This window comes from Coleofasciculus sp. D1-CHI-01, assembly GCF_040218875.1.
In the GTDB taxonomy this organism is placed as follows: domain Bacteria; phylum Cyanobacteriota; class Cyanobacteriia; order Cyanobacteriales; family Coleofasciculaceae; genus Coleofasciculus.
On the sequence record NZ_JAVJQP010000161.1, the window covers coordinates 26,274 to 52,822 of the forward strand.

19 protein-coding genes are annotated in these 26,549 nt (G+C 45.7%); 9 read left to right on the forward strand and 10 right to left on the reverse strand.

Annotated elements, in window-relative coordinates; translation table 11 throughout:
- Positions 1-63: 63 nt before the first annotated feature.
- Both RIB93_RS28120 and RIB93_RS28125 read right to left on the reverse strand, forming a co-directional pair.
- Positions 64-540 carry a Tic20 family protein gene (locus RIB93_RS28120; protein WP_446377874.1) on the reverse strand — a complete coding sequence of 159 codons (477 nt, stop codon included), beginning with the start codon at positions 538-540 and terminating at the stop codon, positions 64-66.
- Positions 541-679: 139 nt separating this feature from the next.
- Positions 680-877, reverse strand: a complete 198-nt coding sequence (locus tag RIB93_RS28125; protein WP_446377876.1) for a hypothetical protein — start codon at positions 875-877, stop codon at positions 680-682.
- A 227-nt stretch (positions 878-1,104) separates the two neighbouring features.
- On the opposite strand from RIB93_RS28125, the gene glyA reads away from it, so the two are divergent.
- From glyA to RIB93_RS28150, 5 genes are all read left to right on the forward strand, one after another.
- Positions 1,105-2,388: a serine hydroxymethyltransferase gene (gene glyA, locus RIB93_RS28130; RefSeq protein WP_446377878.1), complete on the forward strand. Its 1,284-nt coding sequence runs from the start codon at positions 1,105-1,107 to the stop codon at positions 2,386-2,388.
- Between the two features lie 77 nt (positions 2,389-2,465).
- A complete protein-coding gene (locus RIB93_RS28135) occupies positions 2,466-3,722 on the forward strand; it encodes a competence/damage-inducible protein A (RefSeq protein WP_446377880.1) in 1,257 nt (418 codons plus the stop codon).
- Positions 3,723-4,224: 502 nt separating this feature from the next.
- On the forward strand, positions 4,225-4,698 hold the full coding sequence (gene aroQ, locus RIB93_RS28140) for a type II 3-dehydroquinate dehydratase (RefSeq protein ID WP_446377882.1): 474 nt from the start codon (positions 4,225-4,227) through the stop codon (positions 4,696-4,698).
- Entirely contained in the window at positions 4,698-5,678 is a 981-nt protein-coding gene (locus RIB93_RS28145; RefSeq protein ID WP_446377884.1) for an ADP-ribosylglycohydrolase family protein, read from the forward strand. The genes aroQ and RIB93_RS28145 overlap by 1 nt, the downstream gene beginning before the upstream one ends.
- A gap of 161 nt (positions 5,679-5,839) precedes the next feature.
- Complete coding sequence (locus tag RIB93_RS28150; protein WP_446377886.1) at positions 5,840-8,338, forward strand: HD family phosphohydrolase; 2,499 nt, start codon at positions 5,840-5,842, stop codon at positions 8,336-8,338.
- 1,024 nt (positions 8,339-9,362) lie between these two features.
- On the opposite strand, the gene RIB93_RS28155 is transcribed toward RIB93_RS28150, so the two are convergent.
- From RIB93_RS28155 to RIB93_RS28165, 3 genes are all read right to left on the reverse strand, one after another.
- On the reverse strand, positions 9,363-10,445 hold the full coding sequence (locus RIB93_RS28155; RefSeq protein WP_446377888.1) for a pentapeptide repeat-containing protein: 1,083 nt from the start codon (positions 10,443-10,445) through the stop codon (positions 9,363-9,365).
- On the reverse strand, positions 10,435-11,199 hold the full coding sequence (locus tag RIB93_RS28160; protein WP_446377890.1) for a hypothetical protein: 765 nt from the start codon (positions 11,197-11,199) through the stop codon (positions 10,435-10,437). The genes RIB93_RS28155 and RIB93_RS28160 overlap by 11 nt, the downstream gene beginning before the upstream one ends.
- 288 nt (positions 11,200-11,487) lie before the next feature.
- Positions 11,488-13,452: a lipoxygenase family protein gene (locus RIB93_RS28165; protein ID WP_446377892.1), complete on the reverse strand. Its 1,965-nt coding sequence runs from the start codon at positions 13,450-13,452 to the stop codon at positions 11,488-11,490.
- Between the two features lie 506 nt (positions 13,453-13,958).
- Between RIB93_RS28165 and RIB93_RS28170 the strand changes: the two genes are divergently transcribed.
- Both RIB93_RS28170 and RIB93_RS28175 read left to right on the forward strand, forming a co-directional pair.
- On the forward strand, positions 13,959-15,305 hold the full coding sequence (locus RIB93_RS28170; RefSeq protein ID WP_446377894.1) for a cytochrome P450: 1,347 nt from the start codon (positions 13,959-13,961) through the stop codon (positions 15,303-15,305).
- A gap of 61 nt (positions 15,306-15,366) precedes the next feature.
- On the forward strand, positions 15,367-15,918 hold the full coding sequence (locus RIB93_RS28175) for a hypothetical protein (RefSeq protein WP_446377896.1): 552 nt from the start codon (positions 15,367-15,369) through the stop codon (positions 15,916-15,918).
- A gap of 166 nt (positions 15,919-16,084) precedes the next feature.
- Here RIB93_RS28175 and ggt read toward each other — a convergent pair whose 3' ends face one another.
- The 5 genes from ggt to RIB93_RS28200 all read right to left on the reverse strand — a co-directional run bounded on the left by ggt (position 16,085) and on the right by RIB93_RS28200 (position 23,645).
- Positions 16,085-17,830 (reverse strand): gamma-glutamyltransferase, encoded by a 1,746-nt coding sequence (gene ggt, locus RIB93_RS28180; protein ID WP_446377943.1) that lies wholly within the window; start codon positions 17,828-17,830, stop codon positions 16,085-16,087.
- Positions 17,831-18,295: 465 nt separating this feature from the next.
- Positions 18,296-19,201 (reverse strand): hypothetical protein, encoded by a 906-nt coding sequence (locus RIB93_RS28185; protein ID WP_446377898.1) that lies wholly within the window; start codon positions 19,199-19,201, stop codon positions 18,296-18,298.
- Between the two features lie 60 nt (positions 19,202-19,261).
- Positions 19,262-19,771, reverse strand: a complete 510-nt coding sequence (locus RIB93_RS28190) for a barstar family protein (RefSeq protein WP_446377900.1) — start codon at positions 19,769-19,771, stop codon at positions 19,262-19,264.
- 22 nt (positions 19,772-19,793) lie between these two features.
- A complete protein-coding gene (locus RIB93_RS28195; RefSeq protein ID WP_446377902.1) occupies positions 19,794-21,329 on the reverse strand; it encodes an eCIS core domain-containing protein in 1,536 nt (511 codons plus the stop codon).
- A 378-nt stretch (positions 21,330-21,707) separates the two neighbouring features.
- Positions 21,708-23,645 carry a S9 family peptidase gene (locus RIB93_RS28200; protein ID WP_446377904.1) on the reverse strand — a complete coding sequence of 646 codons (1,938 nt, stop codon included), beginning with the start codon at positions 23,643-23,645 and terminating at the stop codon, positions 21,708-21,710.
- A gap of 668 nt (positions 23,646-24,313) precedes the next feature.
- On the opposite strand from RIB93_RS28200, the gene RIB93_RS28205 reads away from it, so the two are divergent.
- Both RIB93_RS28205 and RIB93_RS28210 read left to right on the forward strand, forming a co-directional pair.
- The gene (locus RIB93_RS28205) at positions 24,314-25,045 is read left to right on the forward strand and encodes a PEP-CTERM sorting domain-containing protein (RefSeq protein WP_446377906.1); all 732 of its coding nucleotides are present in this window, start codon (positions 24,314-24,316) and stop codon (positions 25,043-25,045) included.
- 495 nt (positions 25,046-25,540) lie between these two features.
- Positions 25,541-26,266 carry a PEP-CTERM sorting domain-containing protein gene (locus tag RIB93_RS28210; protein WP_446377908.1) on the forward strand — a complete coding sequence of 242 codons (726 nt, stop codon included), beginning with the start codon at positions 25,541-25,543 and terminating at the stop codon, positions 26,264-26,266.
- Positions 26,267-26,549 lie beyond the last annotated feature (283 nt).

A 26,549-nucleotide genomic window follows, 5' to 3' on the forward strand; every position in this document is an offset into this window, starting at 1 on the left:
TTGTAAATAGCCTTCCCACCCTAACCAATGACCAATGACCAATGACCAATGACCAATGACCAATCATCGAACTTGGGCGTAAACCGCTTCCGAAAGTGTGGGAATTTCGGCGTAGCGCCCCAGCAATGACTGAACTATCCCGTAGCCGCAAGCCGCCAGCGTACCTAAAAAGATCACGTTGAATAGGGTTTCTATGAAAAAGTTCGCTCCCAATCCTTGTCCGAGAATCCTCATGGCAAAACTACATAGAACCAAGAGAATATCTAAAAGAATTGCCTGCATCGTATTAAAACGAATAAAGTGGGCAATCCTTTCATTCCTGACAACGGCTAAAAATAAGACAAAGAAAAGAATCAGTCCCGCAAATGGAATTGTGCTTTGAATGAAAATTAAAGGAGAGAGCGGTACAAGAATAATATTTAGGACAGGAAACTGTCTGAGTAGAAAAACACCAAACGGCAGTGCGTACAATAAAGGCAGCAGATAGGGCAGCGCTGCAAAAATTCGATCTTTAACTGTTGTTGAGCCGCGCCAAGTCATCGTTGCTTCTCCTTTTCGGGTGGTTCAAATCGCTATCTAACTATTTTCAGGATAACGTAGGTGACCCATTGTTATGGGTTTTATTTAAGGACGATTTCGGACTCGGACAGTAGTTCAGTTTATTGTCCCAGATGATAAACTATTCAAGGTTAGCGATGCGGAAACCCATTTCGCACTCATATTGCTCCGGTTGATGGGGTGTGAGTTTACGAATGGCATGACCACATCCCAGCTTACCCCGACGCCAACGGGGTTGACCCTTGCTGTCAGCCAGCAAACAGCTTTGACAAACTTGAGTCGGGGAGAAAATTTGCTCTTCGGTAAGGATAACTAACATAGAACGCCTCCGGTTAATTCCACTAGAGCGCTGATCCCATGATAATTTACGTCTTTAGCTAGAGGCTCTTTATCAACACAGAGCTTAACTTTCATCCATTGGATACTTACCTCTGAGAAACGCAGGGGAGATGGGTCAGGGTTTGAGCAAAGCAACGGCAACGGGCAATGTGGTAAAACGTTTATGAACCCAACTGGACGGCAAAGCATCGTAAGGGATTGACGGACGTGACTCAAACAAACTTAGATTTTCTCGCCCAAACAGACCCAGAAATCGCTGAGGGAATAAGCCAAGAACTTCAACGCCAGCGTGACCATCTGGAACTGATTGCTAGTGAAAACTTTACCTCCCCGGCGGTACTGGCGGCTCAAGGCTCAGTGTTAACCAATAAGTACGCCGAAGGCTTACCCGGAAAGCGCTACTATGGCGGTTGTGAATTCATCGATAAGGTCGAACAGCTTGCCATTGACCGGGCTAAACGGCTCTTTGGTGCAGCTCATGCCAATGTCCAACCCCATTCCGGCGCTCAAGCCAATTTTGCCGTATTCCTGGCGCTGCTCAAGCCGGGAGACAGGATTATGGGGATGGATTTATCCCATGGGGGACACCTCACCCATGGTTCGCCTGTGAATGTGTCGGGGAAGTGGTTTAAGGTTTGTCACTACGGCGTTAATCCGGAAACCGAGCAACTGGATTATGATCAGGTGCGCGAACTTGCCCTCAAAGAACGCCCCCAGATGCTGATTTGTGGCTATTCGGCTTATCCGCGTATTATTGACTTTGAAAAATTCCGCAGCATTGCGGATGAAGTGGGCGCTTACCTACTAGCAGATATTGCTCACATCGCGGGTTTAGTGGCGACAGGTCATCATCCGAACCCAATTCCTCATTGTGATGTTGTTACGACAACCACACACAAAACCCTGCGGGGAACCCGAGGCGGCTTAATTCTCACCCGTGATCCTGACATCGGCAAAAAGCTGGATAAAGCGGTGTTCCCAGGAAGTCAGGGCGGTCCATTAGAACATGCGATCGCGGCGAAAGCTGTGACGTTTGGTGAAGCGTTACAACCCGCATTTAAAGACTATTCGGCGAATGTGATTGAAAATGCCCAAGCCCTTGCCAGTCAATTGCAAAAACGGGGTTTGAAAATTGTCTCTGGCGGGACGGATAATCATTTAATGCTGGTGGATTTACGCTGTATTTCCATGACCGGGAAACGAGCAGATCAACTGGTGAGTGGTGTGAATATTACCGCGAATAAAAATACGGTTCCCTTTGATCCAGAGTCTCCCTTTGTCACCAGTGGCTTACGTCTCGGTTCCCCGGCGATGACGACACGCGGAATGGGCGTGGCTGAATTTATCGAGATTGGTGATATTATTGCCGATCGCTTACTCAATCGGGAGGATGAAACCATCGCCGCTGATTGTCGGCGTCGTGTGGCACAATTGTGCGATCGCTTTCCCTTATATCCCCATCTGAATATTCCTGTACCCACAATGGTGTAATTTGGTCATTCGTCTGATGTCCCTTGTTTTCTCCCTGTTCCCTGTTCCCTGTTCCCCGTTCCCTGACGAATAAACCCATGAGCGCAGAAATCATTTGTGTTGGTACAGAGTTACTGCTAGGGGATATTCTGAATACGAATGCCCAGTTTTTAGCCTGCGAATTGGCAGATCTGGGTATTCCTCACTACTATCAAACCGTTGTCGGCGATAATCCCTCGCGGTTAAAGCAAGTCTTGGCAATGGCGTGCGATCGCTCGGCGATTCTGATATTCACGGGAGGGCTTGGACCGACGCCAGATGACTTGACGACGGAAACCTTAGCGGATTTCTTTGGCGTTCCCCTAATTGAGCAAGTTGACATCATTGAGGATATTACTCGCAAATTTGCTCAACGGGGGCGGCAAATGACCGCCAATAATCACAAGCAAGCCCTGATTCCGGAAGGGGCAAAGGTTTTACCGAACCCCAAGGGAACCGCACCGGGTATAATCTGGCAACCGCGCCCCAGTTTAACCATTCTCACCTTTCCCGGTGTTCCCAGTGAAATGCAGCGGATGTGGCGAGAAACGGCGGTTCCCTATCTCAAAGGTCAAGGTTGGGGAGAGCAAATTATCTACAGTCAAACCTTACGATTCTGGGGGATTGGGGAATCCGCGTTAGCCGAAAAAGTCGCGTCATTTTTTGACTTAGCCAACCCCACCGTCGCCCCCTACGCCTCTCAGGGAGAAGTCCGGTTACGGGTTAGCGCCCGTGCGCCGTCTCAAGGGGAAGCATTACAGGTAATTGAACCTGTTGTCAAGCAACTGCGGCAAATTGCTGGGACTGACTATTTTGGTTCAGATACAGATACCCTAGCCTCGGTTGTGGGTCAGCTTTTAATCGATGCCAATCAAACCGTGAGTGTAGCGGAATCCTGTACGGGAGGCGGTGTAGGCAGTATGCTGACAGCCGTTCCCGGAAGTTCTGACTATTTTAAGGGGGGGATAATTTCTTATAGCAATGACGTGAAAGTGTCCTTACTGGGGGTTAAGTCATCAGAGCTGGATAAATGGGGGGCGGTGAGTAAACAGGTTGCCCAGCAAATGGCATTAGGTGTGCGATCGCGGCTGACGACGGATTGGGGTGTGAGTATTACTGGCATTGCTGGACCTGGCGGTGGGAATGAATCTAAGCCGGTGGGGTTGGTGTATATCGGTCTGGCGACGCCAGATGATCGGGTGGAGTGTTTTAAATATAACTTGGGTCGCGATCGCGATCGGGCTTCGGTTCGTCATTGGAGTGCCTGTTATGCCCTCGACCAACTGCGACGCCGATTATTGCAGCAATACCATTAGGCTCACCTCTAACTTGAGTTATAACTGAAAGTAGGGAAGCCAAAACCGTTGCGATCGCAGGATCGACTTCATATTCCATTTAGGGGATAGCTAGGCTGTGGGGTTGTGTGTTATGCTGAACGTTAAGAAATGCAACAGATGGGTTAAAACGATCCAGACGGTGTATAGGAATAGGAAAACCGCTCAGTTTAATATCAGCGTCATAGTCTTAACTTGGGCAAGGTTTTCACCAAAGCGCCCAATAAAGCGCCCAAGAGTTCCCCAAGTAGTGCCGAGCAAGGCTTCTAGCACTCGTCCTGTTGTTAAGACGGTCAAAAACCTATTAAGTTGTCTCACAGGAGCATTCAGTTTAATGGATTATATAGAAAAGGTGTTGGAAAAACTGAAAGAATGGGCACGCGAGCTGGTTGGAACCCTCTTGGGTCCTGAACCGCAGCCGGAACCCGAACTCATCCCCATTCCGGTGAATAATCCACGCCGTCGTTCGCGGTAATTAGTTAACGTGGCGAATGAAGCTCGGAGTTCTTTGAGTATTCTCGTCCTGCATGGTCCAAACTTGAATCTTCTAGGACTCCGAGAGCCTGGTATTTATGGGTCTGTGACCTTGGCAGAAATTGACAAACTCCTACAACAGGAGGCGAGTTCATTATCCTGCCAAGTTGTGACGTTACAGTCCAACCATGAAGGCGTTTTGGTTGATGCCATACAAGCAGCGAGAACGCAAAATCATGGGATATTAATCAATGCTGGTGCTTATACCCATACCAGTGTAGCCCTACGCGATGCCTTAGCCGCCGTAGCCCTGCCTGTAGTGGAAGTCCATCTGAGTAATATCTATCAGCGCGAACCATTTCGACATCACTCATTCATCGCCCCCGTAGCTGTCGGTCAGATCAGCGGTTTTGGTGCCGAAAGTTATCGCTTGGGACTCTTAGCTCTCGTCCATACCCTGAAAACAGGGGCAAGAGCGAATTAATGCAGCATTCTCTTCTGTGCCGATTTCAAGGAGCATTACTGGGTAGCTTGATTGGTGAGCTGGTCAGCCATCACCTTGATCAAGGACTCGGTGATTCAGTTGGTAGAAAATCGCTTCAGTTCACCAAACGCCAACCCCAACCGAGTCAGTCCCACCTCTGTATTCCCAAACTCTCCCCTTGGAGTCAAATCGCCACTTGTGGAATCGAGAGTTTAATCGACACAGGCAGGCTGAATCTAGACGATTGGATCAGTCGCTGTAGCCAAACCCAACCCTCACTCCTAGAATTGAAAGGGAAAGCCCAAAGCAGCGAAGCAGCAGTGGCAACGCTGCAAATGGCGCTTTTTTTTCACGAAAATCAAGAGTTGTTACGGCAACACCTGGTTCAGGCGGCAGCAATTTGGCAACTCGAAACCGACGCCTCGGCGGGGGTGTGGGCAATCGCTACCGCCATGGCTCTGACGCTCACCGAAACCCTTAACCGAACAACCCTGATTCCCCACATCCTGAGAGGCTTGGGGACAGAACAAAGCATCCTAGCCTACCGATTACAACAGGTTCAAACCCTCATAGAAGCAGGTGCAGATTTAGAAACCACCACGAGGAAGGTGCGCCGTCTACCCGCAAATTTAGGTAATAGGGGGGATGCCTCAGATATGGCGGTAGCTTTAGCCTTTTATTGTTTCCTCTATACACCCGAAGATTTTCGTCTCTGTGTCATCCGTGCCGTTCGTAGCGGTTACCAAAACCCAATTACGGCGGCTTTGACAGGGGCATTAGCGGGTGTTTATAACGGTATCAACGGTATTCCAGTAAGCTGGCGAGTTGCTGCCCTAAAAATTCCGGTCTTCAAAAAGAGGCAAAAATTAACAGACCAATTACTAGCGGTTTGGCTAGGGGTTTACGATCAAAACCAAATCAATGGTCGGTACAAACAAGCAGCCGTTGCTGCACCGAATATCATTCAACGTCGTTTATAAGTTATAGATAGGTGGGTAAGCCATGTTTTGTCAGCTAAAAAGAGCTAAACTCAAACCATTACAGCCGACTAACTCAAACCCAATCAACTGACCGCAAATCCCCACCTGTCTGCCTCGCGGTTTCACCGCTACCGCTCACCTAAAAAGGCAACTCTTCTGCTATGAAAACGCTCCACTCGTTGACGCAACAACTAAACCACCTGCGGCAAAAATCTGAGCAATTTCGTACCATCCTTCCATTCGTCGGGTCTGATGGTCATCTTTCCCCTGAGCAAAAAAAGCCAGGTCATCCGTTAAAACAAACCCTTTCTTTCCTGGGGACAAAAGGCAATCCACCACCATCAGCAAAGCGGCAAGGACGTTCACCCGTCATGTTTATCCTAGCCGTCGTTTCTCTCACCAGCGTGATGGGAAACCGTTTTTACAATCAACCAACCCTCGATGTTGGTAGGGATGCCCCCTATACCATCCGCGCTCGCTTTGACGCCAGTGTTGAGGATACTAAAACCACAGAAGAAAAACGCAAAGAGGCTCGGACGGGTTCGTTCCCGGTTTTAATGATTGACAAATCTCTGACTCAAGAGATTGATCAAAACCTACAACAATCATTGGACAAAATAGACCAATGGCGAGAAATTAGTGGTTCGTTTCCGTTTGTGCCAACCTCGGTGCTATCCGCCACCACCCAGCAGTATATGCGTCAGAGTGAAGCATGGGAATGGCAAGCTATTGTTGCTTTCGTCGAAGATAATGCTCCGGTCAACCCCTTTGAGCCTGGAGTGGTTATCCCGAACCGAGAGAAAAAACCGTTGACTCGGGAGTTTATCCAAGCGGTAAGCGAATTGCAAAGTTACCGTCAAGTAGCGTCTACCCCAGCCTTCTCTGAGTTGATGCAGACAGCCAGTAAAGCTCGTCAGGGTTACCAAAAGGCAGTGGCTCAACTCTCATCAAGTGTAACCCCGGACTCGACTCCTGCCTACGATGCATCCGTACTCGATCTGTCTGATTCCGCTTGGCAGAAAACTCGACAGGGAATTCAGGATGCCACTCGCCACATTCTCACCCAAGGAATTCCGCCGGGATTGCCCTCGGATCTATTAGACAATGCGGTAGCGGTGCAGGTGAGTACGCTGATTCCGGCTGAGGCACAACCCTTAGCCGTGGAATTCCTGACCTCTAACTTAAAGCCCAATCTAATTGAAGATACAGAACAAACCAAGCGTCGGGCAGAACAAGCCGCTCGCTCTGTAGATCCGGTGATGGTGACGGCTCAAGAAGGAGAAGTCATTGTCGAAGCGGGCGAGGAAATTACCCAGGCGGATTTTGTCCTGCTGGATTACTATGGCTTGAGTCGTCGCGAAATTAACTGGATCGGGCTGATTGGATTTGGCGGTTTGGTTACTGGGGGAGTTGGTATTTTTTGGTTAGTCGAACGTCGAGTCCATCCTCCCCTGCGGCGACGCGACCATATTTTGGTGCTGCTGTTGAGTGTAAGTACGCCCGTCTTGGCACTATTGGGAGGGCAATATAATAGCCTGCCCGCGATTGGGTTGTTAGTGGGGAGTTTCTATGGGTCAAGTTTGGGTGCGACTGTGGTGACACTGTTGACCGGCTTGGTCACGTTTAGTATGGAGGTGAGCTGGGAATTTTTAATCGCGGGTGGTACCGGGGGTTTAGTGGGGGCGTTAGTTGCCGGACGGATGCGATCGCGGGAGGAATTGGCGTTATTAGGCGGTATCGTGGGATTGACCCAGGGCAGCGTTCATCTCGTCCTGAATCTGATTATGAGTGCCAGTGCTGGCACAATTTGGTACGCGGTGCTACCGGGTGCGGCTCTCTACGGGGTATCGGGGCTAGCCTGGAGTATTGTGGCATTGGGACTCTCTCCTTATCTAGAACGCTTGTTTGATTTGGTGACGCCAATTCGGTTAGCGGAGTTGTCCAATCCCAACCGTTCATTGCTCAAACGGTTAGCCACGGAAGCGCCAGGAACATTCCAACATACCTTGTTTGTTGCCTCGTTAGCTGAAGCCGCCGCTCGTGAACTTCACTGTAATGTGGAACTGGTTCGGGCTGGTACTTTGTATCACGATATTGGTAAAATGCATGATCCGTTGGGATTTATTGAAAATCAAATGGGCGGTCCGAATAAACATGATCAAATTAACAACCCCCGTAAGAGTGCCGAGATTATTAAAAAGCATGTTTCTGAAGGGTTGGTCATGGCTCGCAAACATCAGTTACCGAAAGCGATTCGGGATTTTATTCCCGAACACCAAGGTAAATTGCTGATTTCCTATTTTTACTTTCAAGCCAAACAACGCACTCAGCAACAGGGGGTAGATTCGGTCAAAGAAGCAGACTTTCGCTATGATGGACCGATTCCTCAGTCGCGAGAAACCGGAATTGTCATGTTAGCCGATGCCTGTGAAGCGGCGCTGCGATCGCTTAAAGATGTTACCCCGGACACCGCCTTAATCACGGTTAAGAAAATCCTCAAAGCCCGATGGGAAGATAAGCAGTTAGTTGATTCGGGGTTAACCAAAGAAGAATTATTGATTACGGCGGAAGTCTTTGTCAAAGTTTGGCAACAGTGCAATCACCAGCGGATTGCTTATCCAAAAGCGGCTCTGAGTTGTCAACCCTCTTCTCCAGTTTGAGCGATCACCCAATCTGCTTTTGTCACCCCTGAGAAAACTCGAGTCAGCCCTTGACTTTTTTTTGAGGTTTCGGGTATTTTTTTACCATGGGAAAATGTGCGCTCCTATAGACCCTCGTTCGTAGTAAGGGCTTTAGCCTATCCAATAATCAAAACATCGACACAACATTATCACTCACATCCACTCTGACAAAAAAGGGAGCATCCCAATTTGGTCTATTGACTCTTTGAATGGGGCTGAAACTCTTGCAATTGCGTTACTTTAAGTAATGCTTTGTCCAAAACGGGATGCTCCCATAAAAAAAAGGCGGGTTGTGCATAAAAGTTATGGGTTTCTTGAGTTAATTTTTTCCCTAAACCCGTCCCGAAGTATCCTTTTAGAATCCCTGGTCATTTATGCCAGGGAGAAGTCAACTATTAATCAGGCTCTTGTCATTAGTCCCCTGAATCATGGATGGCTATAATTGATGTACCTCATACTCATAAAACGTTTTTTTGTCAAATCAACCCCAGAGCGAGTTGATTAAATTTGGTCATTAAGTACGTTTGTAGTATTTAATGATTTACGACTTTAGCTAGGAAAATAGACGTATTTTTAAGGCGTTGAGGCGTTTTATCCTTAAATTAGCTACAATAACAGCACAATACAGGATTCATTTTTTTGATACTACAACCAAAACCAACGTAAAGTCAAGCTTTTCCAGGACTGTCCAGCTTCAGCCCTAAATCCGATTATCTTGATAAATTTAAAACTCAACGGATAAATCGAAAAGGTTTAGTTATGTGACAACAGATCCACCGATGAAGGTTCAACCGGATAGGATTATATCCTGACTATATTGCCTCGATGATTTAAATCCCGTAGTCATTGACTTTTTTTGTTGTTTGAGGTACTTTTTTATCATGGGAAAATGTGCGCTCCTATAGACCCTCGATCACAGTAGGGAGAGTCACAGTAGGGAGAGTAGGAAGTTGCCATTAATTTCACGATCGCACAACCTGGGAAAAAGAGCGATCGCATCTAATTACCGAGATGCCAACACCCCCACGAGATCGCTCCTCACCTCTGCCAAGATAGCACCGCGCCGTTTCAACACCCGCTTCATCTCCTCAGACAATCCTGGATTGCTAGCAAACTCAGCATTTTCCACATTTGCCCCTCTCAAATCCGCCTGATTCAAATTGGCTCGACTCAGATTCGCGCCGCCGAGTTCAGCAATGCTGAGATTGGCGCGAATTAAGTTAGCATTGCCTAAATTGGCTAAGTAAAGGTTAGCCAGACTCAGATCAGCCAGACTCAAATCCGCCCCCTGTAAGTCAGCCCCAGTGAGGTTCGTGCGAATCAAGTCCGTCCCTCGTAGGTTGGCGCGAATCAGGTGGGCGTGGCTAGCATTGGCACGAATTAAGGTGGCTTGACTTAAATCGCTGAGGCTAAAATCAGTATTCCGTAGCTGAGTATTCCGTAATTTGGCACGGTTGAGTTTCGCTTGACTCAGATCTGATTCACTCAGATTCGCGCCGTCGAGATCCGCCCCTTGCAGATTAGCCTGTCCCAAATAAGCACGAATCATATAGGCGCTCTTAAGGTTCGCCTCTCTCAGGTCAGTATTCCCCAAATTGGCTCCTCTAAGTTTAGCGTCACTCAAGTTAGCGGCATAAAGACGAGCCTGGTAGAGATGAGCGCCTCTGAAATCCACTGTCCTCAAATTCGCGTAGTTTAAGGTTGTCCCGCCTAAATTGGCATCCGTGAGGTTAGCCCCTGCTAAATTTGCCTGAGTGAGATCCGCATTCGACAGCACCGCACCCCGTAGGTTCGCCTGTCTCAAATCCGCCCCACACAGATTAGCCTGAATCAAATCCGCCCCGCGCAAATCCGCCCCGCACAGCCTCGCCTTCATCAGGTTAGCGCCATGCAAATCCGTTCCTCTAAGATTAGCTTTCACCAAGTTAGCACCCTTGAGATTCGTATCTCTGAGATTAGACTCGGCGAAATCTCGTGCCAAATTCAGACCCACCATTGCCGCCAGTTGAGCTAAATTGTCTGTTTCTGCCGCGACAACGTTCTGAATCAGGGCTTGGAGTTGGGTAAAAAAACGTTCATCCATCATAATGTAACTCGACTCGACTGAGATAGGGCTTAAACTTACGTTCCAGCAACTGCTGAATAATCAGCCTGTCCAGCACCGCCCGTTTATTGCGACTAATATCCGGACTCCACAATCGGTCAACATGGGTCAAACAAATATCTCGTCGCGATACTTCAAATGTGGCGTCCACGCGACAGGGAAGGGTAGAAATGCTCAATGTGCCGAGTTTGACCTGATTGAGCCAGCCATTTAAGACAGGCTGTCCCCGTTCTTCTTCAAAAATCCAGGCGGGGTTTTCTTCGGTTACTTTTGTAGTAATGTGACAAATGGAATAATGGTTAGGTTCCCCGTTTAGTGACGGTTGTCCGGTTGCTCCATTTCCCTGTAGATCAAGGGTGGGCAGATCGAATTCGGGTGAGGTGCGATCGCGAATTGGACGATTGGTTGGGGAATCCGTCTCCACCGTTGGTACACCCAATTCCATAGAACCCATAATCCGGGACTCATAAGGAATCTCACCCCCCTCTATCCTCAGCCTTAATGCTCCCCCTTTGAGTCCAAACTGAACCCGTCCTTTAGGTAAAGATTCCCACTGATGGCTAAACTGAAGGGTTAAGTACAGGTCAATTTGTGGCGTTGAGAACGGTTGCAGAAACTCCAGATAGTCAGGATGTTCTACAGGTTGCACCGGAATTCCTGCCAATGTCATGTACAGGCAATCCGGACATTTATTTTCCGGTTCTGGCTGGGATAGAGGAGAAAATGATGAAGGCATTGCTGAACACCGACTGAGTAGGGGTTCATCTATAACCGTACATGACCTGGGACTCGGTTGTTTGCCTGCGTAACATTAGGTAACTAAATCCTGGCTGAAAATCCGCCACGCCAGTAGGGTGGGTTAGGCGGGACTTTAATTGAGGCGATAACCATTCAATGAACTCTCCGCCGTAACCCACCGATATTAATGTTGGGCATAATTTGGAAATTGGCTGGGGTCAACGGCGCAATTAATTAAATAAAGGGCGCAATGCCTTGCGCCCCTACGGATTGGATACACTATCCATCAAACGTTAATCAACGCTCTAATATTATTCACATCAAAATCCAGTTGGGCAAAGTCTTGCTTGTGATTTAACAGAATTTTGCGGAATTCGGCGGGAATATCCCCATCTTCATTCTTGATGATATATCCATACTTAATCGCCGTTAACACATTCACCAGATAAAGCAGTTGCGTCGCTTCTCCTGAATCTGGAGCAATAGTCGGATCATCCTCATTCCCAAAACTACCATTACGCAGTCCGAGAGAACTATACAAGATTTCTCCTCCAGCATCTGTTTGGGAATCATTCACCCAGGAATGCCACAAGGTTACGTGGAAAATCGCAAACCGACAGAACTGTTTTAAGTATTCCATATCATTGGCATCAGGTTTATCCGATAGCGTAATCGGACTTACCACTTTCAGACTGCCATTGATGGTGCGTCGGGAATTATTCGGTTGAGTCAGTTCATTCGTATCGTACCATTCATACCCATCGTCGCCACCACCGTCTTTTCCGGGTTCATACGCCACACTATGGTTAACCAAGTCATCCGATAAGCGATGAATTTCAATCCATTCGCGTTCAATCTCATCCTGATACGTTTGGAAAAAGACATCAATATATTCCGTCAAAAGCTGCCAATAGAGATTGGCTATTTTGGCATAGGTATGCGTTTCACATAACGGCTGACGAGGTTGCCATCCTTTCCAATCCAACTGCGACATGCTCTCATGACAAATCTGCACCACACTCTCTGGTGTCAATGGTCCAGCGGTGACAACATAGCCCACATTTGGGTCTACCAATACCGTATCCGCTCGTCGATTGATGTTAATCAAACTCTTGAGATGAGGAATCAACATCAGGCGGAGCGGACTTTTTCGCAAGTTACGGAATGCAGCAACTGTATATTGCTCCATTTGCAAATGAGCTTTTATATAATGCTCAATCAGTTCAGCAGCGAAGAAAGTGTTGGTGCGAAAAATTCGTTTAGCTTGCAACCATTTATCGCCATCCTTGGGAGTATAGGTAATCGGTTCTTTCAGGGCAGAAAAGGGGGCGTAGGAATCAGGCTGTCGGCTTTGAATAGTAATTGATGTGGGTAAAAATTTGCCATCTTTTACCTCAAAGGTTGCATCGACATTGTGCAGGTCATGAATCTGATCTTTTTCGTAAGCATCCCAGTTAAATGTCACTTTGTACTCATTCGGTTTACTCTTATTTTTTTTCGGTAAGCAGGGATTCATCCCATTGAGAACCCGCAGTCCAAAAAATTCATCACTTCGGGTATATCCCGGATTTTTTCGCTCTAGCTCAATCGTGGAATTGGGTGGATAATCAGCTTGAATTTCCTGGAGAGAGGGTTGATTCGGATTAAGCGTATTTTCGATAACATGCTTGGCTTTAATTGGGGTTAAAAGATTCGCAGCTTCATAACCTTGTAGTTTACGACCAATCGCATCTTCGTCCGGTGTTCCCTCTAACTCGGTAAATAGAATACGGGGGAAGGGATTTGTGGCGTTGTAAAGCCAGTAGGGAACAGTGCAAGTGCCAAAGTCATATTCTTTTTGCGTAACATTATCGGGTCCTTTAATCGTGTAGGCGAGACGTTTGGCAAGCACCAATTCATTGTTGGTATCGAAGTTGCTGCGAATTTCGATGACTCTCAGTTCTAAATCTGGCTTGTCTTTAAACCCCGCTTGTTCCGGATCATAGTAAATCTCAAAATACCCATTGCGATCCGTTATCCCTTTCCCTAGATACTCTTCCGGTGTACCAATGTCTCGATCCCACAACTCCACTTCCATATTATGTAAGGGGTTTTGGGTGTCACTGAAGACAAGCTGACCGATAACTTTACTTAACTGCGATCGTTGTTTTGCCGCTTTTTTTTTGAGTTTTTGCTGAGCGCTAGACGTGTTAATTAGCCTGAGCTTTAAAACTTGGAATAGTTCTTGAACAATCGTTTGCGACTTGGTCATGTTGATGTCCTTTTCTCAAAAAAAAACGTTACAGGTTTATTGATGCCTTTCCACGGATGATGCCGGAATCCTTAATCATTCATGAGATAGCCTAAAGGCTGAAGCCGGAGCAATGGGACGATTCGTTAACCCATCAGCAATTGGCAAATAACCAACAATCGGCTTTATTAGCAAATAGCAATAGATTTGTCAATGCGTGAACCAGAAATAACTCAATACTTATGAGTCCAAATTAGTTGTGAAATAGTAATCCTTGCTGGGCAAGACTTTCAGCCCTCTTGGTGTTCACTACTCATTTAGACTGGCTCGACTGGCTCTATTTGGGAACAGATTCATACTGTATACTATTTTTATTCATTTTTCAAGTTAGTTAGGATCGATGTCATTTCATTAAGAAATGTTTAGATTTTTTGCCTAAGTTGAGCTGAACGCCATAAAGTTTAATACGTATGATGATAAACTTCTAAATTAACCCTTTCCAGCAACCAAAACCCATAGGAATTAGGATGGACAATCAAAAAATACTCGAAGTCCATGAGCGTCAACTCAAGTTCTCGCGCCTCTTGGCAAAAATTGGTCAGAACAATCCCATTGGCAAAGTCATTCGTTTAAGGGCTTACTTTTTAGACCTTCCGGTACTAACCAAGCAATGGCGAGATTATTTGTATGTGCGGAAGGAACAGATCTCCGATAAATTTCTGGGTTTGGATCAGGGAATCATCCATACCTCCTACGCTGACGCCAAAAGACTGATTGAAACCACACCTCAGCAACGGGATAATTATTTGGGACCCTTGAAAATCAATGCTCGCAGTTATTTTCTCGGTCATCCCTTATGTTTAGGAACCAATGGTGATGAACATGCAGGGATTCGAGCGTTATTTTTTCACGCCTTGCCAGAACCCGAAGAAACGACAGAGAAACTGGCACAGCTAGTCGATACAGGACTAGCTACAGCGACCAAGCAGGGAATAATTGATGTTAAAACTGACTTACCCAAAATGATCGTTGCCCTATTACACGAACTAATTCTGAACCTCAAATTATCTGAAGAAGAAATTGCTGGGTCAGTTAGCTATATTGGCGGGCTGGGATTAGCGACTGTTCCCAATCTTATTCATAACACACTGTTGAGAAATAAAACGCGATCGCACATTCAGCATCGCCAAGGGTTAGTCGAGGCGTACAAAAAATCTCCCAAGTATCAAGAGTATCTGGCGTTCGGGGCGACGCATCAGTTAAATGAACAACAGGTTGTCAATAATCTGTTTGATATGATCCACGTTGCCGGAACTGCTGGAACCAGTGATCTCCTTGCCTCTGTGTTCGGTGTTTTATGTCAAGATGAAGCCTTGAGAGCAAATGTTAATGCTGAGATTGATACCGTTTGGGATGGTCAAACTCCCCCAAATGCTCAAACCTTAGCCCAACTGGAATTGACTGAAAAGGTAATTTTTGAAACAGCCCGTCTTTATCCACCCGTTCGTTTTCTCAATCAAATGTCTACCGAACCAATGGAAGTAGAAATTGGCGGTCAGCGATGTCCATTCCAAAAGGGAACTCGTCTAGTCGCTTCCCTGTTTACAGCGAATCGCGATCCTGACAAATATGAAGAGCCAGATACATTTAAAACCACACGAGATTATAGCGATATTTTATCCTGGAATGGCTCGAATCAGGAACGCAACTGTCCGGGCAAATCCTTATCGATTGCCATCGTAAAACTGTTCTGTTTATATGCGTTTAAACACTATCAATGGCGTTCTGTTTCTGGTGTAGAATGGGATATGAAAAAGTTTGCTCCCTTTAAGCCAAATCTAGTATTGAATGGCTTTGCACGGCGAGCCAACTAATTGGTAGGTACTGCCTTGGCGAATACCGTTTTACCTCGATCAACAAAGATAAAAACAAATCATGCTAACCATTGAAACTCGGCAACTTAACGATATCGGCGCTTGGATGAAACAAGACAGGTCAACTGATTTCCCTGACATTCTGAAAGGGGTCTTTTTTATGGATGGGAATCCTTTTCCCGATGATTGTCTGACATTAGAAGGTGGTCAATGGGACGCGAGGAGTCGAACATTATTAGTCTCTGTGTTTGCTCCATTTCAGTGGACATTTAGTGTTTCCGATAAAGGGCGTCGGTTACTCAATATTGTTAATTCAACCAAATTAACCTATAAAGTTCAGTTCGATGAAACCTTCCGCCACGCCCAAATCACCCCGATTGTGTTCGGATTCGGTTTACCCAAGTGGATTGCAGAATTCACAATGACTCAACTGGATGACGACATGCAAGGCAATACCTGGGAGCGAAAAAACTCTTGGTTGTTAGGACTCTCCGACGCTTGGGGATATACACTCAGAAAGATTTTGGATCAAAATCGTCAGTATACTCCCACGTTCTCTAACCTGCAGCCAAGCGTTCCCAATGAGTTTTTGGTGATTAGCAAAAATGAATAAAACCCTGTTCTTTTTAGCGGATTTTAACCTGAAGTGGGCAAGCCAAATCAACCCTAAATAGCACGCTCCTTAAGGTGGGTGGGCAATGCCCACCCTACGGTATAGCAGGTGATTAATCCAAAGTTACCGTGAGGTAGGCAAGAAAAATAAACCCTAACAACAGCTATTAATATCCTAAGGTTAAAGCACCAGGACGTCGGGGATCAGATGCACCGTTTAAGGTTTGATCAACTAACATAATACTTTGGGTACTTCCCATGGTATTGGTGACAGTAATCTGATGTCCTTTTTCCTCTAAAAGGCGGCTAGTGTCACCATTTAATCCTTGTTCAACCATCAACTGATCCGGAAGCCATTGATGATGCACCCGAACAGCATTCGTTGCTTTAGCAATATTCATGTCATGATCGATAACATTCAAAATAACCTGCAAAACCGTCGTGATAATCCGACTCCCTCCGGGACTTCCTGTCACCAGAAACGGCTGCTCATCTTTTAAGACAATTGTTGGTGTCATAGAACTGAGCATCCGTTTTTCCGGTTCAATGGCGTTAAATTCTCCACCAATCAAGCCAAAGGCATTGGGTACTCCTGGCTTGGCGGAAAAGTCATTCATTTCATTATTGAGCAGAATTCCTGTCCCCGGAACCGTTATTTTACTGCCATAACTAAAGTTTAGGGTATACGTATTCGCCACAGCATTACCCTGATTATCTATAACTGAATAATGAGTGGTATTGTTGCTTTCTATAAACGGATTAGGATTACCCGGAGCGATTTCTTGACTCGGCGTTGCTTGAGTTAAATTAATGTTACGGCGTAGCTGTTCAGCATAGGATTTAGAGATCAACCCGGAAATCGGGACAGACACAAAGTCAGTATCCCCTAAATATTTAGACCTATCCGCATAAGCGAGTTTCATGCTTTCGGTCATCAAATGAATGGTTTGAGCCGTATTCTGTCCCAGTTCACTCAGAGGAAATGCTTCTAAGATATTCAGCAATTGTACCAGATGAATTCCTCCCGAACTGGGTGGTGGCATGGAGTAAATTTCATAACCGCGATAAGTACCGCGAATTGGTTCTCGGATAACGGGTTGATACTCGGCTAAATCCGCCTTAGAAATCAAGCCATCATTGGCTGCCATCTCTGTCACAATCGCATCAGCGATCGCGCCATGGTAAAATGCCTTTGATCCTTCCCTAGCAATCAGTCTCAAACTCTGAGCTAAATCCCTTTGCATCAGAGTTTCGCCAATCTGATACGGTTCTCCTCCAGGTTTATAAAAGATTGCCAAACTTGCAGGATAAGCTTGCATCCGTTCTTTCACAGCAACTAAGGAACGATGCAAATATTCGGAAACAGGGAAGCCATTTTCGGCTAATTCAATCGCAGGTTGTAACGCCCGTGCTAAAGAAATTGTTCCGTATTTTTCCAATGCCATAGTTAACCCAGCAACGGTTCCGGGAACACCAACAGCTAAATAACTATGGCGAGATTTTTCAGGATCAACGTCACCCGTTTCATCCAGAAACATATCACGAGTGGCGGCTTGGGGAGCTTTTTCCCGATAATCAATGGCAATAGTTTGATTTTCATCAGCTAAATGGACAAGCATAAATCCACCGCCGCCAATATTTCCCGCACTGGGTAATGTAACCGCCATTGTAAATCCCATGGTTACAGCAGCATCAATGGCATTTCCACCCTCTTTCAATACAGCTAAACCTGCTTCTGTAGCATAGCGTTCTTGAGAGGAAACCATGCCATTTTCCGCGATAACCGGATGAAAGATATCCCTGGGACTATAAATGGGGACATCTTGAGCGACAACTTGGGTACAAATCAGACTCACTGTAGCCAGGAGAATCAGGATTTGTTTCGGATAGCGAGAAAAGCGATAACCTCGGATAGTGAGTATTTTTATCCTTTGCTGAAAACGTTTCACAATTGGAATAAAATAGAGTGATTTAGGCAGGAATTACAAATTGTAGGGGGCAGATTTAGCCACAATTGTAGGGGCGAGTTTAGCCATAATTGTAGGGGCGGGTTTAGGGACAATTGTAGGGGCGGGTTTAGGGAATCAATTCAGATATCCACCAATAACGGAATAACAAAACCCGCCCTCCCCACCGATAAATGAACAACGAAACCCGCCCTCCCCACCGATAAATGAACAACGAAACCCACCCTCCCCCTTGATCGATTGTAGAGATATTGTAGACTACTGGACTAACACAGCTAAAAGGATGGATTAGACTTGTCAATTTTATGGGCGCACACCATGCGCCCCTACGGTTTCTGGATGTAATTTTAATTCATCACCACGCCACTGCACCTAAAACAGGATGAATAATACCCGATCGCCACCAAACGACTACTCCATGCGATCGCTCATCAGTTTGGGGGTTTGCAGCTTTGTTCCCCGACTCGTACCCGCCGGATTAGCGTTGATAGGGGAGGTTGGCTTAAGTGGGACAACAATTCTCTCGCGGTACAGATTCGCTCGTTTTTGGATCAATCCCTTCTCATCAGGATGTTCGTAAACCAACACACCTCGACTTTGTTGTGCCAAAATTTTGCAGGCAAAATAGTTTGCCATAAAAAGATCTTGTTTAAACGTTGCTCCCGCTTGGGGGATATCCTTTTTTGCCGGATAATGTTCGGTTAATTCCTTGGGACATTCTCGCAACCACTGCTCAACCCCTTGAGCATAAGCCCTTGCGACTTGCTCTGAGCTGATTTGCCAAGTCTCCTGCTGACGCTGTAGGCTAAATTTACCATAATGACCCACGGCTTGTACCTCTTTGGCGTCTTTTGCGATCGCGGATAAAATGTCACCCTGATTCAGAGGCGTTCCACCAGGATGGTTGTGGGTGACGATTTGATCTGTATGAGACGCTTTCCCTTTTGATTTTTTCGGTTTCTTTTTCGATTTCTTGGGTGGGAACACAGGAATATTTGCTGCGTTATACCCAAAACGTTCTGCCTGTTTCAGTTGCGTTTTCAGTTGCGTCTGGATATCTGCGGTTTCCTTGGATGAAACGGATGCCTTTTTGGGAGAACCAAAAGGGCGTGTTTCCAAGGGATTCGTTGCAGGTAACTTGGCTTCTCTGGCTTGGATACCCTTCCCGAAGGAGCGCGTCTGTAGCAAACTCTGTGCTGGGATAAACTCGTCTTCCCCAGACCGTTTTTTACGGATTCGTCGTCGGATACCCATAACCCCCTCCAAATTTAACTGGAGATATACTTGACATTTAGCATTATTTTGTGTTTGTGTCAAGTTTGATCGCCAAGCTCAAGTTGCTTCTTCTCAGACTTTTATTGTGTCTATTGTGTCCACCTACTTATGAAACACCTGAAACTCTACCCCAGAATCAGTCAATCGTTGTGTCAAGGCAGAACGATGCTCATCCGTACAACCCAACAAAACATTAAACGCCGTTGGGTGTTCCTCTTCGTTGACGATTTGAGGTTGTGTCAGCCATGTCTGATGAGCATCCGATAACACTTCCATCAAGATCTGGAAATCCTTTTGAGGGGCGTCTTGTAAAAGCAAATTAGCCTGATTTACCATTAACAGATAAGCTTCCCCATCGAGCCAACTGAGATCCGTAATGCATTCGTCAAGAGCATCCCAGTTTTCGCCAAAGTAGTAGGGAAACTGAAGGGCTGCACCTATCTCATTGAAAAAGTCAGGCATCGTTTTACTTTTATTGCCCCTAACCATCCGAATCGCCGCCTGTGGATAATCTGACGTTAACTGAAAATACAAGTTAGCAAAAGCCGATTCATTTGCCACTTGAACATAGAATATTGGTGGCTCCGGTTTAAAAAGCTGCTCACAGTCCATAACCCATTCTCACTGCTCTTGGCTAAAATTCGGTAAAGTCTGTATAGTGATCATTGGTGTAATATATTTTCCCATCACTACCGATCACAATTCTGTCTGAACCCCGATTTTTCCCCGTATAGGGATAAATATCATATTCCATGTAAGTCACTCCAGATGGCAGATCCCCAGAACGGTTCTTATAGGGGCGATCGCCAACATATTGATTATTACCAATTTGAAAGCCATTCAGTTTTTTCTTTCCCACCTGAACTTGAATTTTTTTGGCGCTACTCACTTGACTAGCAAGGGTTTTCGCAGCCGACGGTACGGTTGCACCTTTTGGATCTCCTTTTTGATAGAGTACACGTCGGATAATTGGGTAGTGGAAGTCATGACTAGTTGCTAATTTAGTCTGAACAGACGATAGTGAAGTCTGCTGTACGACATGGGTCAATTCATGGGCAAGTAATTCCTGTCCATCCTTACTTCCAGGATTGTATTCGCCCTGCTTGAAGAAAACATCTTGTCCTGTTGTGAAAGCACGCGCCTGAATTGAGCGATTAAGCTGGTCTGATTGACTATCAGTGTGTACTTTTACCCCCCTGAAATCATTACCAAATGCTTGTTCCATGGGTTCGCGGATATCCTCTGATAGGGATTGTCCCTGACCCCGTTTTTGTTGAATCGATTCTTCTAAGTTAACGGAGGAATTTCTACTCCCTGTTCCCGATTGGGATTTCCTCATTAACTTTAGGCTAATTTTTTTTTTATCTTCCTCTTCAGGAGGAATACCTTGACGCTGGATAGTGTCAGATTCGAGTTTGGCACTAACGGGGGTTTCTTCTTCCTCTTCTTCTGGTGGTAAAGTTTCCCGTTGTAGTGTCCCTGATTCGAGTTTGGCACTAACGGGGGTTTCTTCTTCCTCTTCTTCTGGTGGTAAAGTTTCCCGTTGTAGTGTCCCTGATTCGAGTTTGGCACTAACGGGAGTTTCTTCTTCCTCTTCTTCTGGTGGTAAAGTTTCCCGTTGTAGTGTCCCTGATTCGAGTTTGGCACTAACGGGAGTTTCTTCTTCCTCTTCTTCTGGTGGTAGATTTTCCCGTTGTAGTGTTTTACCCTGAACCGACGGCTGACTCTGAGGCGAATTAATCTGATTGACGACTTGAGATGCTACTTGATCCGCTTCCTGCTCATACTTATCATTCGGTTCTCCAATCGTCAGCTTTGCCTGAATCGGTGTGGCGTTACTCGAAGGTACGGTGGGAATATTAGCGGCATTATAGCCAAAGCTCTCTGCTTGTTTGAGTTGAGCTTGGAGATCTGGCATCTCTTGTTTTGGCGAGGATGCCTGCTTGGGAGTACCGAAGGGACGAGTTTGCAAGACATTGGTTGTTGGTAACTCGGCTCGTCTCGCCTGGATACCTTTACCGAAGGGGCGCGGTTGTAAAGGATTCCGTACTGGTAAAGAAGTCGATTCCCAGGATGTTTTTTTGTTAAGACGCCGTCGGCTACCCATGACCAGTCTTCCCAACTCAACTTGTGAATACTTAATATTATCCTGCACAAGTCCTTTATGCAATTCGCGATCGCTCAAATTGTTACGGAACTTTAGAAAATATAGTTCCGTTAGTGGTGAGGGAGGGCGGGTTTTGTTGTTCCGTTATTGGTGGGGAGGGCGGGTTTTGCTGTTCCGTTATTGGTGGGGAGGGCGGGTTTTGTTGTTCCGTTATTGGTGGGGAGGGCGGGTTTTGTTGTTCCGTTATTGGTGGGGAGGGCGGGTTTTGTTGTTCCGTTATTGGTGGATATCTGAATTTAGTCCCTAAACCCGCCCCTACAATTGTCCCTAAACCCGCCCCTACAATTGTCCCTAAACCCGCCCCTACAATTGTCCCTAAACCCGCCTCTACAATTGTGCCTAAACCCGCCTCTACAGTTGAATTTCCCGATAAAATAGGGGTTAAAAATTGTCGATCGCGACGGGTTCAATGGGTTCGGCTAACTCAAACCCGAATATCCGTGAATAAAAGTATAACTCGGCTTCCAAGGTGCGCTTGATGTTCTGTGCCCGTCGGAATCCATGCTGTTCTTCGGGGTAGGTGATGTATGCGACAGGTAATCCCTTTGCTTTTAACGCCTCCACCATTGTCTCGGCTTGATTCGGGGGAACCACCTTATCCTCTAACCCTTGGAAGAAAATCACCGGACAGGACAATTTATCGGTAAAATGAATGGGCGATCGCACTTTGTACAAGTCTTGGCGTTCTGGATAAGCACCAATTAATCCATCCAGGTAACGGGATTCAAATTTATGGGTGTCGGTGGCTAGGGTTTCCAAATCGCTGACGCCGTAATAACTCGCCCCAGCTTTAAATACATCTCGGAAGGTAAGGGCGGCTAAGGTAGTATACCCCCCAGCGCTACCGCCTGCGATCGCTAAACGTTTTTCATCAACGAATCCTTGTTCAGCCAGGTACTTTGCACCATTGGCGCAGTCATCGACATCGACTATTCCCCACTGATTCTGGAGGCGTTGGCGATACTCGCGTCCATACCCTGTACTTCCACCATAGTTAACATCTAAGAAGGCAAAGCCGCGACTTGTCCAATATTGAATCTTGAGATTAAAGGTACTGGATGTGGATGCAGTTGGTCCACCATGACTTTTGACAATCAGAGGCGGTTTCTCAGTTTCGGGCGCTTGATAGTCTTTATTTTGCGGGGGATAGAAGAAGCCGTAAGCGATTTTACCGTTTTCAGTGGGAAATGCGATCGCCTGGGGGGTAGAGAGGTATCCTTTATCTATGTCTAATGTTGTCGATTGACGCAGAACCTCTATCTGTTGCTTGATTAAGTCCATTTGGACTACGGCGGTGGGTTCGGTAGCGGAACCGCCAATAAAGACAACACGATCCTCGGTTGCTTGTACCGATGAAATACTGGTATAAGGGGTTTCAATCGGATTTAATTGTTTCGTATCGAGATCGATACTCCCCAAGCACCATCGACCCTCTAAAGTATAAGCACAGATTAGGCGATCGCTCGATGAAATGCCATAAGTAGACATCCCAAACACCCATTGAGGAAGACCAAACTCCGCCTCCATTTCACACAGAGGTTCGATCCCTTGCTGATTCCAGCGATAAAGATTCCACCACCCTGTCCGATCTGAAACAAAGTATAATGTGCCATCAGCAGACCATTCAGGTTTAAAGATTGACTCGTCAACCCCACCTGCAATACATTTAGCTTCACCCAATAATCCATTCCCTTGAATCGGCGCAACCCACAGTTGTGTCCCATCCCATGGCATATTGGGATGATTCCAGGTCAACCAGGCTAACTGAGAACCATCTGGACTCAATCGGGGTGAGGCGTAGAAGTCATGTCCTGAAGCGATAATTTGGATAGAGTCACTATTGTTTAAAGGAATACTGACTAAGGTGTTAACGGGTTCTGCACCTTCACTGCTGTGATCTTCGCGCACACAAATCAGCCGTTGTCCCTGGGAGTCAATTACTAGATCAGCATAGCGGAGAGACTTCCCGGACTCTGGAGTGATGGGTTGAGGTTCTGCATCACCCGTCTGCTGGTAAAGGCGCTGATCCTGATAATTAGCAAAATAAATGATGCCATCTTTAACCGCATAAGCACCACCACCATATTCATGAACACGAGTCCGCACATTAAACGGAGAAGGCGTAATATCTGCGATCGCGCCATTCCCTTTACGTCGTACAATCACATTACGTCCGGCTTCCATGGGTCGCGCTTCGATCCAGTAGGTATCCGTACCATCTAGGGTAATACTACCTAAGCCAATCGTACCCGCCACAATGAGTTCGGCGGCGATGGGAGAATTCCAGGAACCGTAGGGAGCAATTTGTGGTTGAGTCATTGTTAATTGTCTCTGGGTTTTACCAAACTTTATAAACTAATCTATAGTTTTAATATAGATGTTTACATTTAGAATCAAACTGAAATCTCTTTTTTAAAATTCCTTCGTATTTATCCATAAATAGTTGGGTACAATGACCAAAAGGCTTTCCTCCGTACAACAGGCTTATTCCGATACATAACGGCTTGCCGTGCTTTACGTAGTTTTACGGAATCAGCTTCCTGTTTGTCAAGCCCAGGCAAAAACGTGGTTACAGCACTATCAAGACATCAGCCCCACATCCGCTGTCATCGCCCTCTTCTAAATTAAAGTAAAAAAAGATACGATACAATACACGAATCATTATAAAGCTTTGATGAAGTCAAGGACTTCTTATATAAAGATTTAGTAAAGATAGATAGAAATACTTTCCAAGCAAATAAATTGGGTATAAACTAAAAAACTAGATACATGGTTAGTATTTTAGCCAGTCATAAAAACAAGGCGACTCTCTTGGGAAGGTCTTAACCGTCCCTTTTCAATAGCCTGAACCCTTGATTAAGCTTTCCCCGGTTCAGCGTCTATATCTTAGCCGCTAGTTCTAAAGATATTTTTCTTAACATCTACTGGCTCATACTAACTCACTTTGTGAACTTTAGTCAAGTTGATGACATAAGGAGAAGTTCAGTATGAACCGTCTAAGTTTAATCGCGATCGCCTGTGCAGCTAGCACAACCGCCTTAGGATTGTTGACCAGTCCGGCTCAAGCCGTATCATTAGGAGAATTAATCGAAAGTAATGGTACTTTCACAGATGAGCATCTGACGTTTAGCAACTTCAACGTCCAATATGCTTGCCTTGATTTTAGTAACCCGAATGCCACTTGTGAAGATCTATATGAAGCGGGTCATGTTCGTCCGCTTAGTGCCTTCCAAATAGGAGTTGGTCCAGCCACCACACCTCACGGTCCAGGAATACGGTTTAATGACTTTTTCCGAGCAGAGGAAGGTTACGGAATTGATATAGCTCTCAGCTATGATGTAACATCTACAAAACCAATTGATGGTATTCACCTCAGTTTTGATGCCGTTGTAGATTCTGGACAAGTCGAAATCATTGAGACAGCATCAGATATGAGTGGTAATGTTCTTGGACAACTCTTTGCCGATAATATTACAGGGGGTGCTTTTCCTGACCTAGCCGATTCGGATACCTTTGATCAACCCGTCTATGAGTTTCAGATTCTCAAGAATATTAATCTGACCAGTGAAATTGGTACGGGTTTATCCAATATGACGACCATTGACCAGGAATATACCACACCAGTTCCCGAACCTCTGACAATCCTGGGTTCAGCGGCTGCTTTAGGGTTTGGCGTCGCCTTTAAGAAAGAGCAGTCGAGAAAGAAAAGCCAGAAGTAAAAAGTGACCTGAACCCTGTACGGTCAAGGAGCATAATCCCACTTGATTTAGGCGAAGTCGGTGTAGGTAAAATTTGGTGAGATAGCAATTAGCTATTAGCCCAATCCTTGCCCTGATCGCCAAAAATGAAACCGTTCAGTTCCGAAAATTTTACCGCCCTTAACCCGCCATGGGTCGGGCGGCTTTTTGTCTGATTTTATATAAAGATTTCTTAAAAGTAAGTATAAATACTTTCTCAACCCAGCAATCAGGTATAAACTGATTAGAAATTGGATAAATGGTTAGTATTTAAGCCAGTCTTAAAACTAAGGCGACTTGCTGTAGAAGGGTTTAACCCTCTCTTCTCAAATAGCTTGAACTCTTGATTCAGCTTTCCCAGGTTCAGAATCTATTTTTAGCCGCCACTTCTCGGATATTTTTATTTAACTTATTCTGGCTCATACTAACTTAATTTGTGAACTTTTGTCAACGTGGTGATATCAGGAGAAGTTCAGTATGAACCATCTAAGTAAAATCGGCATCGCCTGTGCCGTCGGCGCTACCGCCGTTTTGGGATTGGCTGCTAGTCCGTCTCAAACCGTGTCTTTAGGAGAATTAATTGAGAGTAATGGCACGTTCCAAAATAAGCATCTGACCTTTAGCAATTTCAGCTTCCAACTTGCTTGTCTGGATTTCAATAACCCTAATGCGACTTGTGAAGAACTATTTGAGGTGGGTCATGTTCGTCCAATCAATCCCTTCAAAATTCAGGTCAGTCCAACTACCCATCCTGGTAATCCGGGATTGCAGTTTAAGGATTTTTTCCGAGTTGAGGATGGTTATGGAGTTGATTTAGCCCTCAGCTATGATGTAACATCCACAAAACCCATTCAGAGCATTCACCTAGATTTTGATGCTGTTTTAGATTCGGGGCAAGTCGAAATCATTGAGACGGTGTCAGATATGAATGGTAATCCCATTGGACAACTCTTTGCGGATAATATCACCAGAAATAATGTTCCTGACCTAGGAGACTCAGATGTCTTCGATATACCCGTCACCCAGTTTCATGTACTCAAGGATATTAATCTGACCAGTTTACCGGGTACGGGTATACCCACGATGACAACCATTGAGCAGGGATATGCTGTCCCTGAACCCCTAACCATTCTGGGTTCAGTCGTGGCTTTAGGGTTTGGCGTCGCCTTGAAGAAAGAGCAGTCGAGGAAGCATAAAACGTAAGCTTTGCCCCGATAGGCAAAGAATCTAACAATTTAGTCATTGGACTTTTACCACCCTTAACCACTCAGTTGTTGGGGCGGTTTTTTGTGGAATGGGCAATTTTAAATTAACCAATTAATTGTCAATCATCAAAACCGACACAGAATTACGCCAGTCTTGTAGGTCGTGAAAAGCACTCAAGTCAACATAAAACTTCATAAAGCCTTGATGAAGCAAAAACTTTTTTAGATAAAGATTCAACCAATATCCGCCTAAATACTTTCCAGTTAAATAAATAGCAGAT

Bases quoted from the DNA above. Each gene is read 5' to 3' on its own strand.
- RIB93_RS28120 (WP_446377874.1), bottom strand. From the start codon at position 540: ATGACTTGGCGCGGCTCAACAACAGTTAAAGATCGAATTTTTGCAGCG.
- RIB93_RS28125 (WP_446377876.1), bottom strand. From the start codon at position 877: ATGTTAGTTATCCTTACCGAAGAGCAAATTTTCTCCCCGACTCAAGTT.
- RIB93_RS28135 (WP_446377880.1), top strand. From the start codon at position 2,466: ATGAGCGCAGAAATCATTTGTGTTGGTACAGAGTTACTGCTAGGGGAT.
- RIB93_RS28145 (WP_446377884.1), top strand. From the start codon at position 4,698: ATGCAGCATTCTCTTCTGTGCCGATTTCAAGGAGCATTACTGGGTAGC.
- RIB93_RS28150 (WP_446377886.1), top strand. From the start codon at position 5,840: ATGAAAACGCTCCACTCGTTGACGCAACAACTAAACCACCTGCGGCAA.
- RIB93_RS28155 (WP_446377888.1), bottom strand. From the start codon at position 10,445: ATGATGGATGAACGTTTTTTTACCCAACTCCAAGCCCTGATTCAGAAC.
- RIB93_RS28160 (WP_446377890.1), bottom strand. From the start codon at position 11,199: ATGCCTTCATCATTTTCTCCTCTATCCCAGCCAGAACCGGAAAATAAA.
- RIB93_RS28165 (WP_446377892.1), bottom strand. From the start codon at position 13,452: ATGACCAAGTCGCAAACGATTGTTCAAGAACTATTCCAAGTTTTAAAG.
- RIB93_RS28170 (WP_446377894.1), top strand. From the start codon at position 13,959: ATGGACAATCAAAAAATACTCGAAGTCCATGAGCGTCAACTCAAGTTC.
- RIB93_RS28175 (WP_446377896.1), top strand. From the start codon at position 15,367: ATGCTAACCATTGAAACTCGGCAACTTAACGATATCGGCGCTTGGATG.
- RIB93_RS28190 (WP_446377900.1), bottom strand. From the start codon at position 19,771: ATGGACTGTGAGCAGCTTTTTAAACCGGAGCCACCAATATTCTATGTT.
- RIB93_RS28200 (WP_446377904.1), bottom strand. From the start codon at position 23,645: ATGACTCAACCACAAATTGCTCCCTACGGTTCCTGGAATTCTCCCATC.
- RIB93_RS28205 (WP_446377906.1), top strand. From the start codon at position 24,314: ATGAACCGTCTAAGTTTAATCGCGATCGCCTGTGCAGCTAGCACAACC.
- RIB93_RS28210 (WP_446377908.1), top strand. From the start codon at position 25,541: ATGAACCATCTAAGTAAAATCGGCATCGCCTGTGCCGTCGGCGCTACC.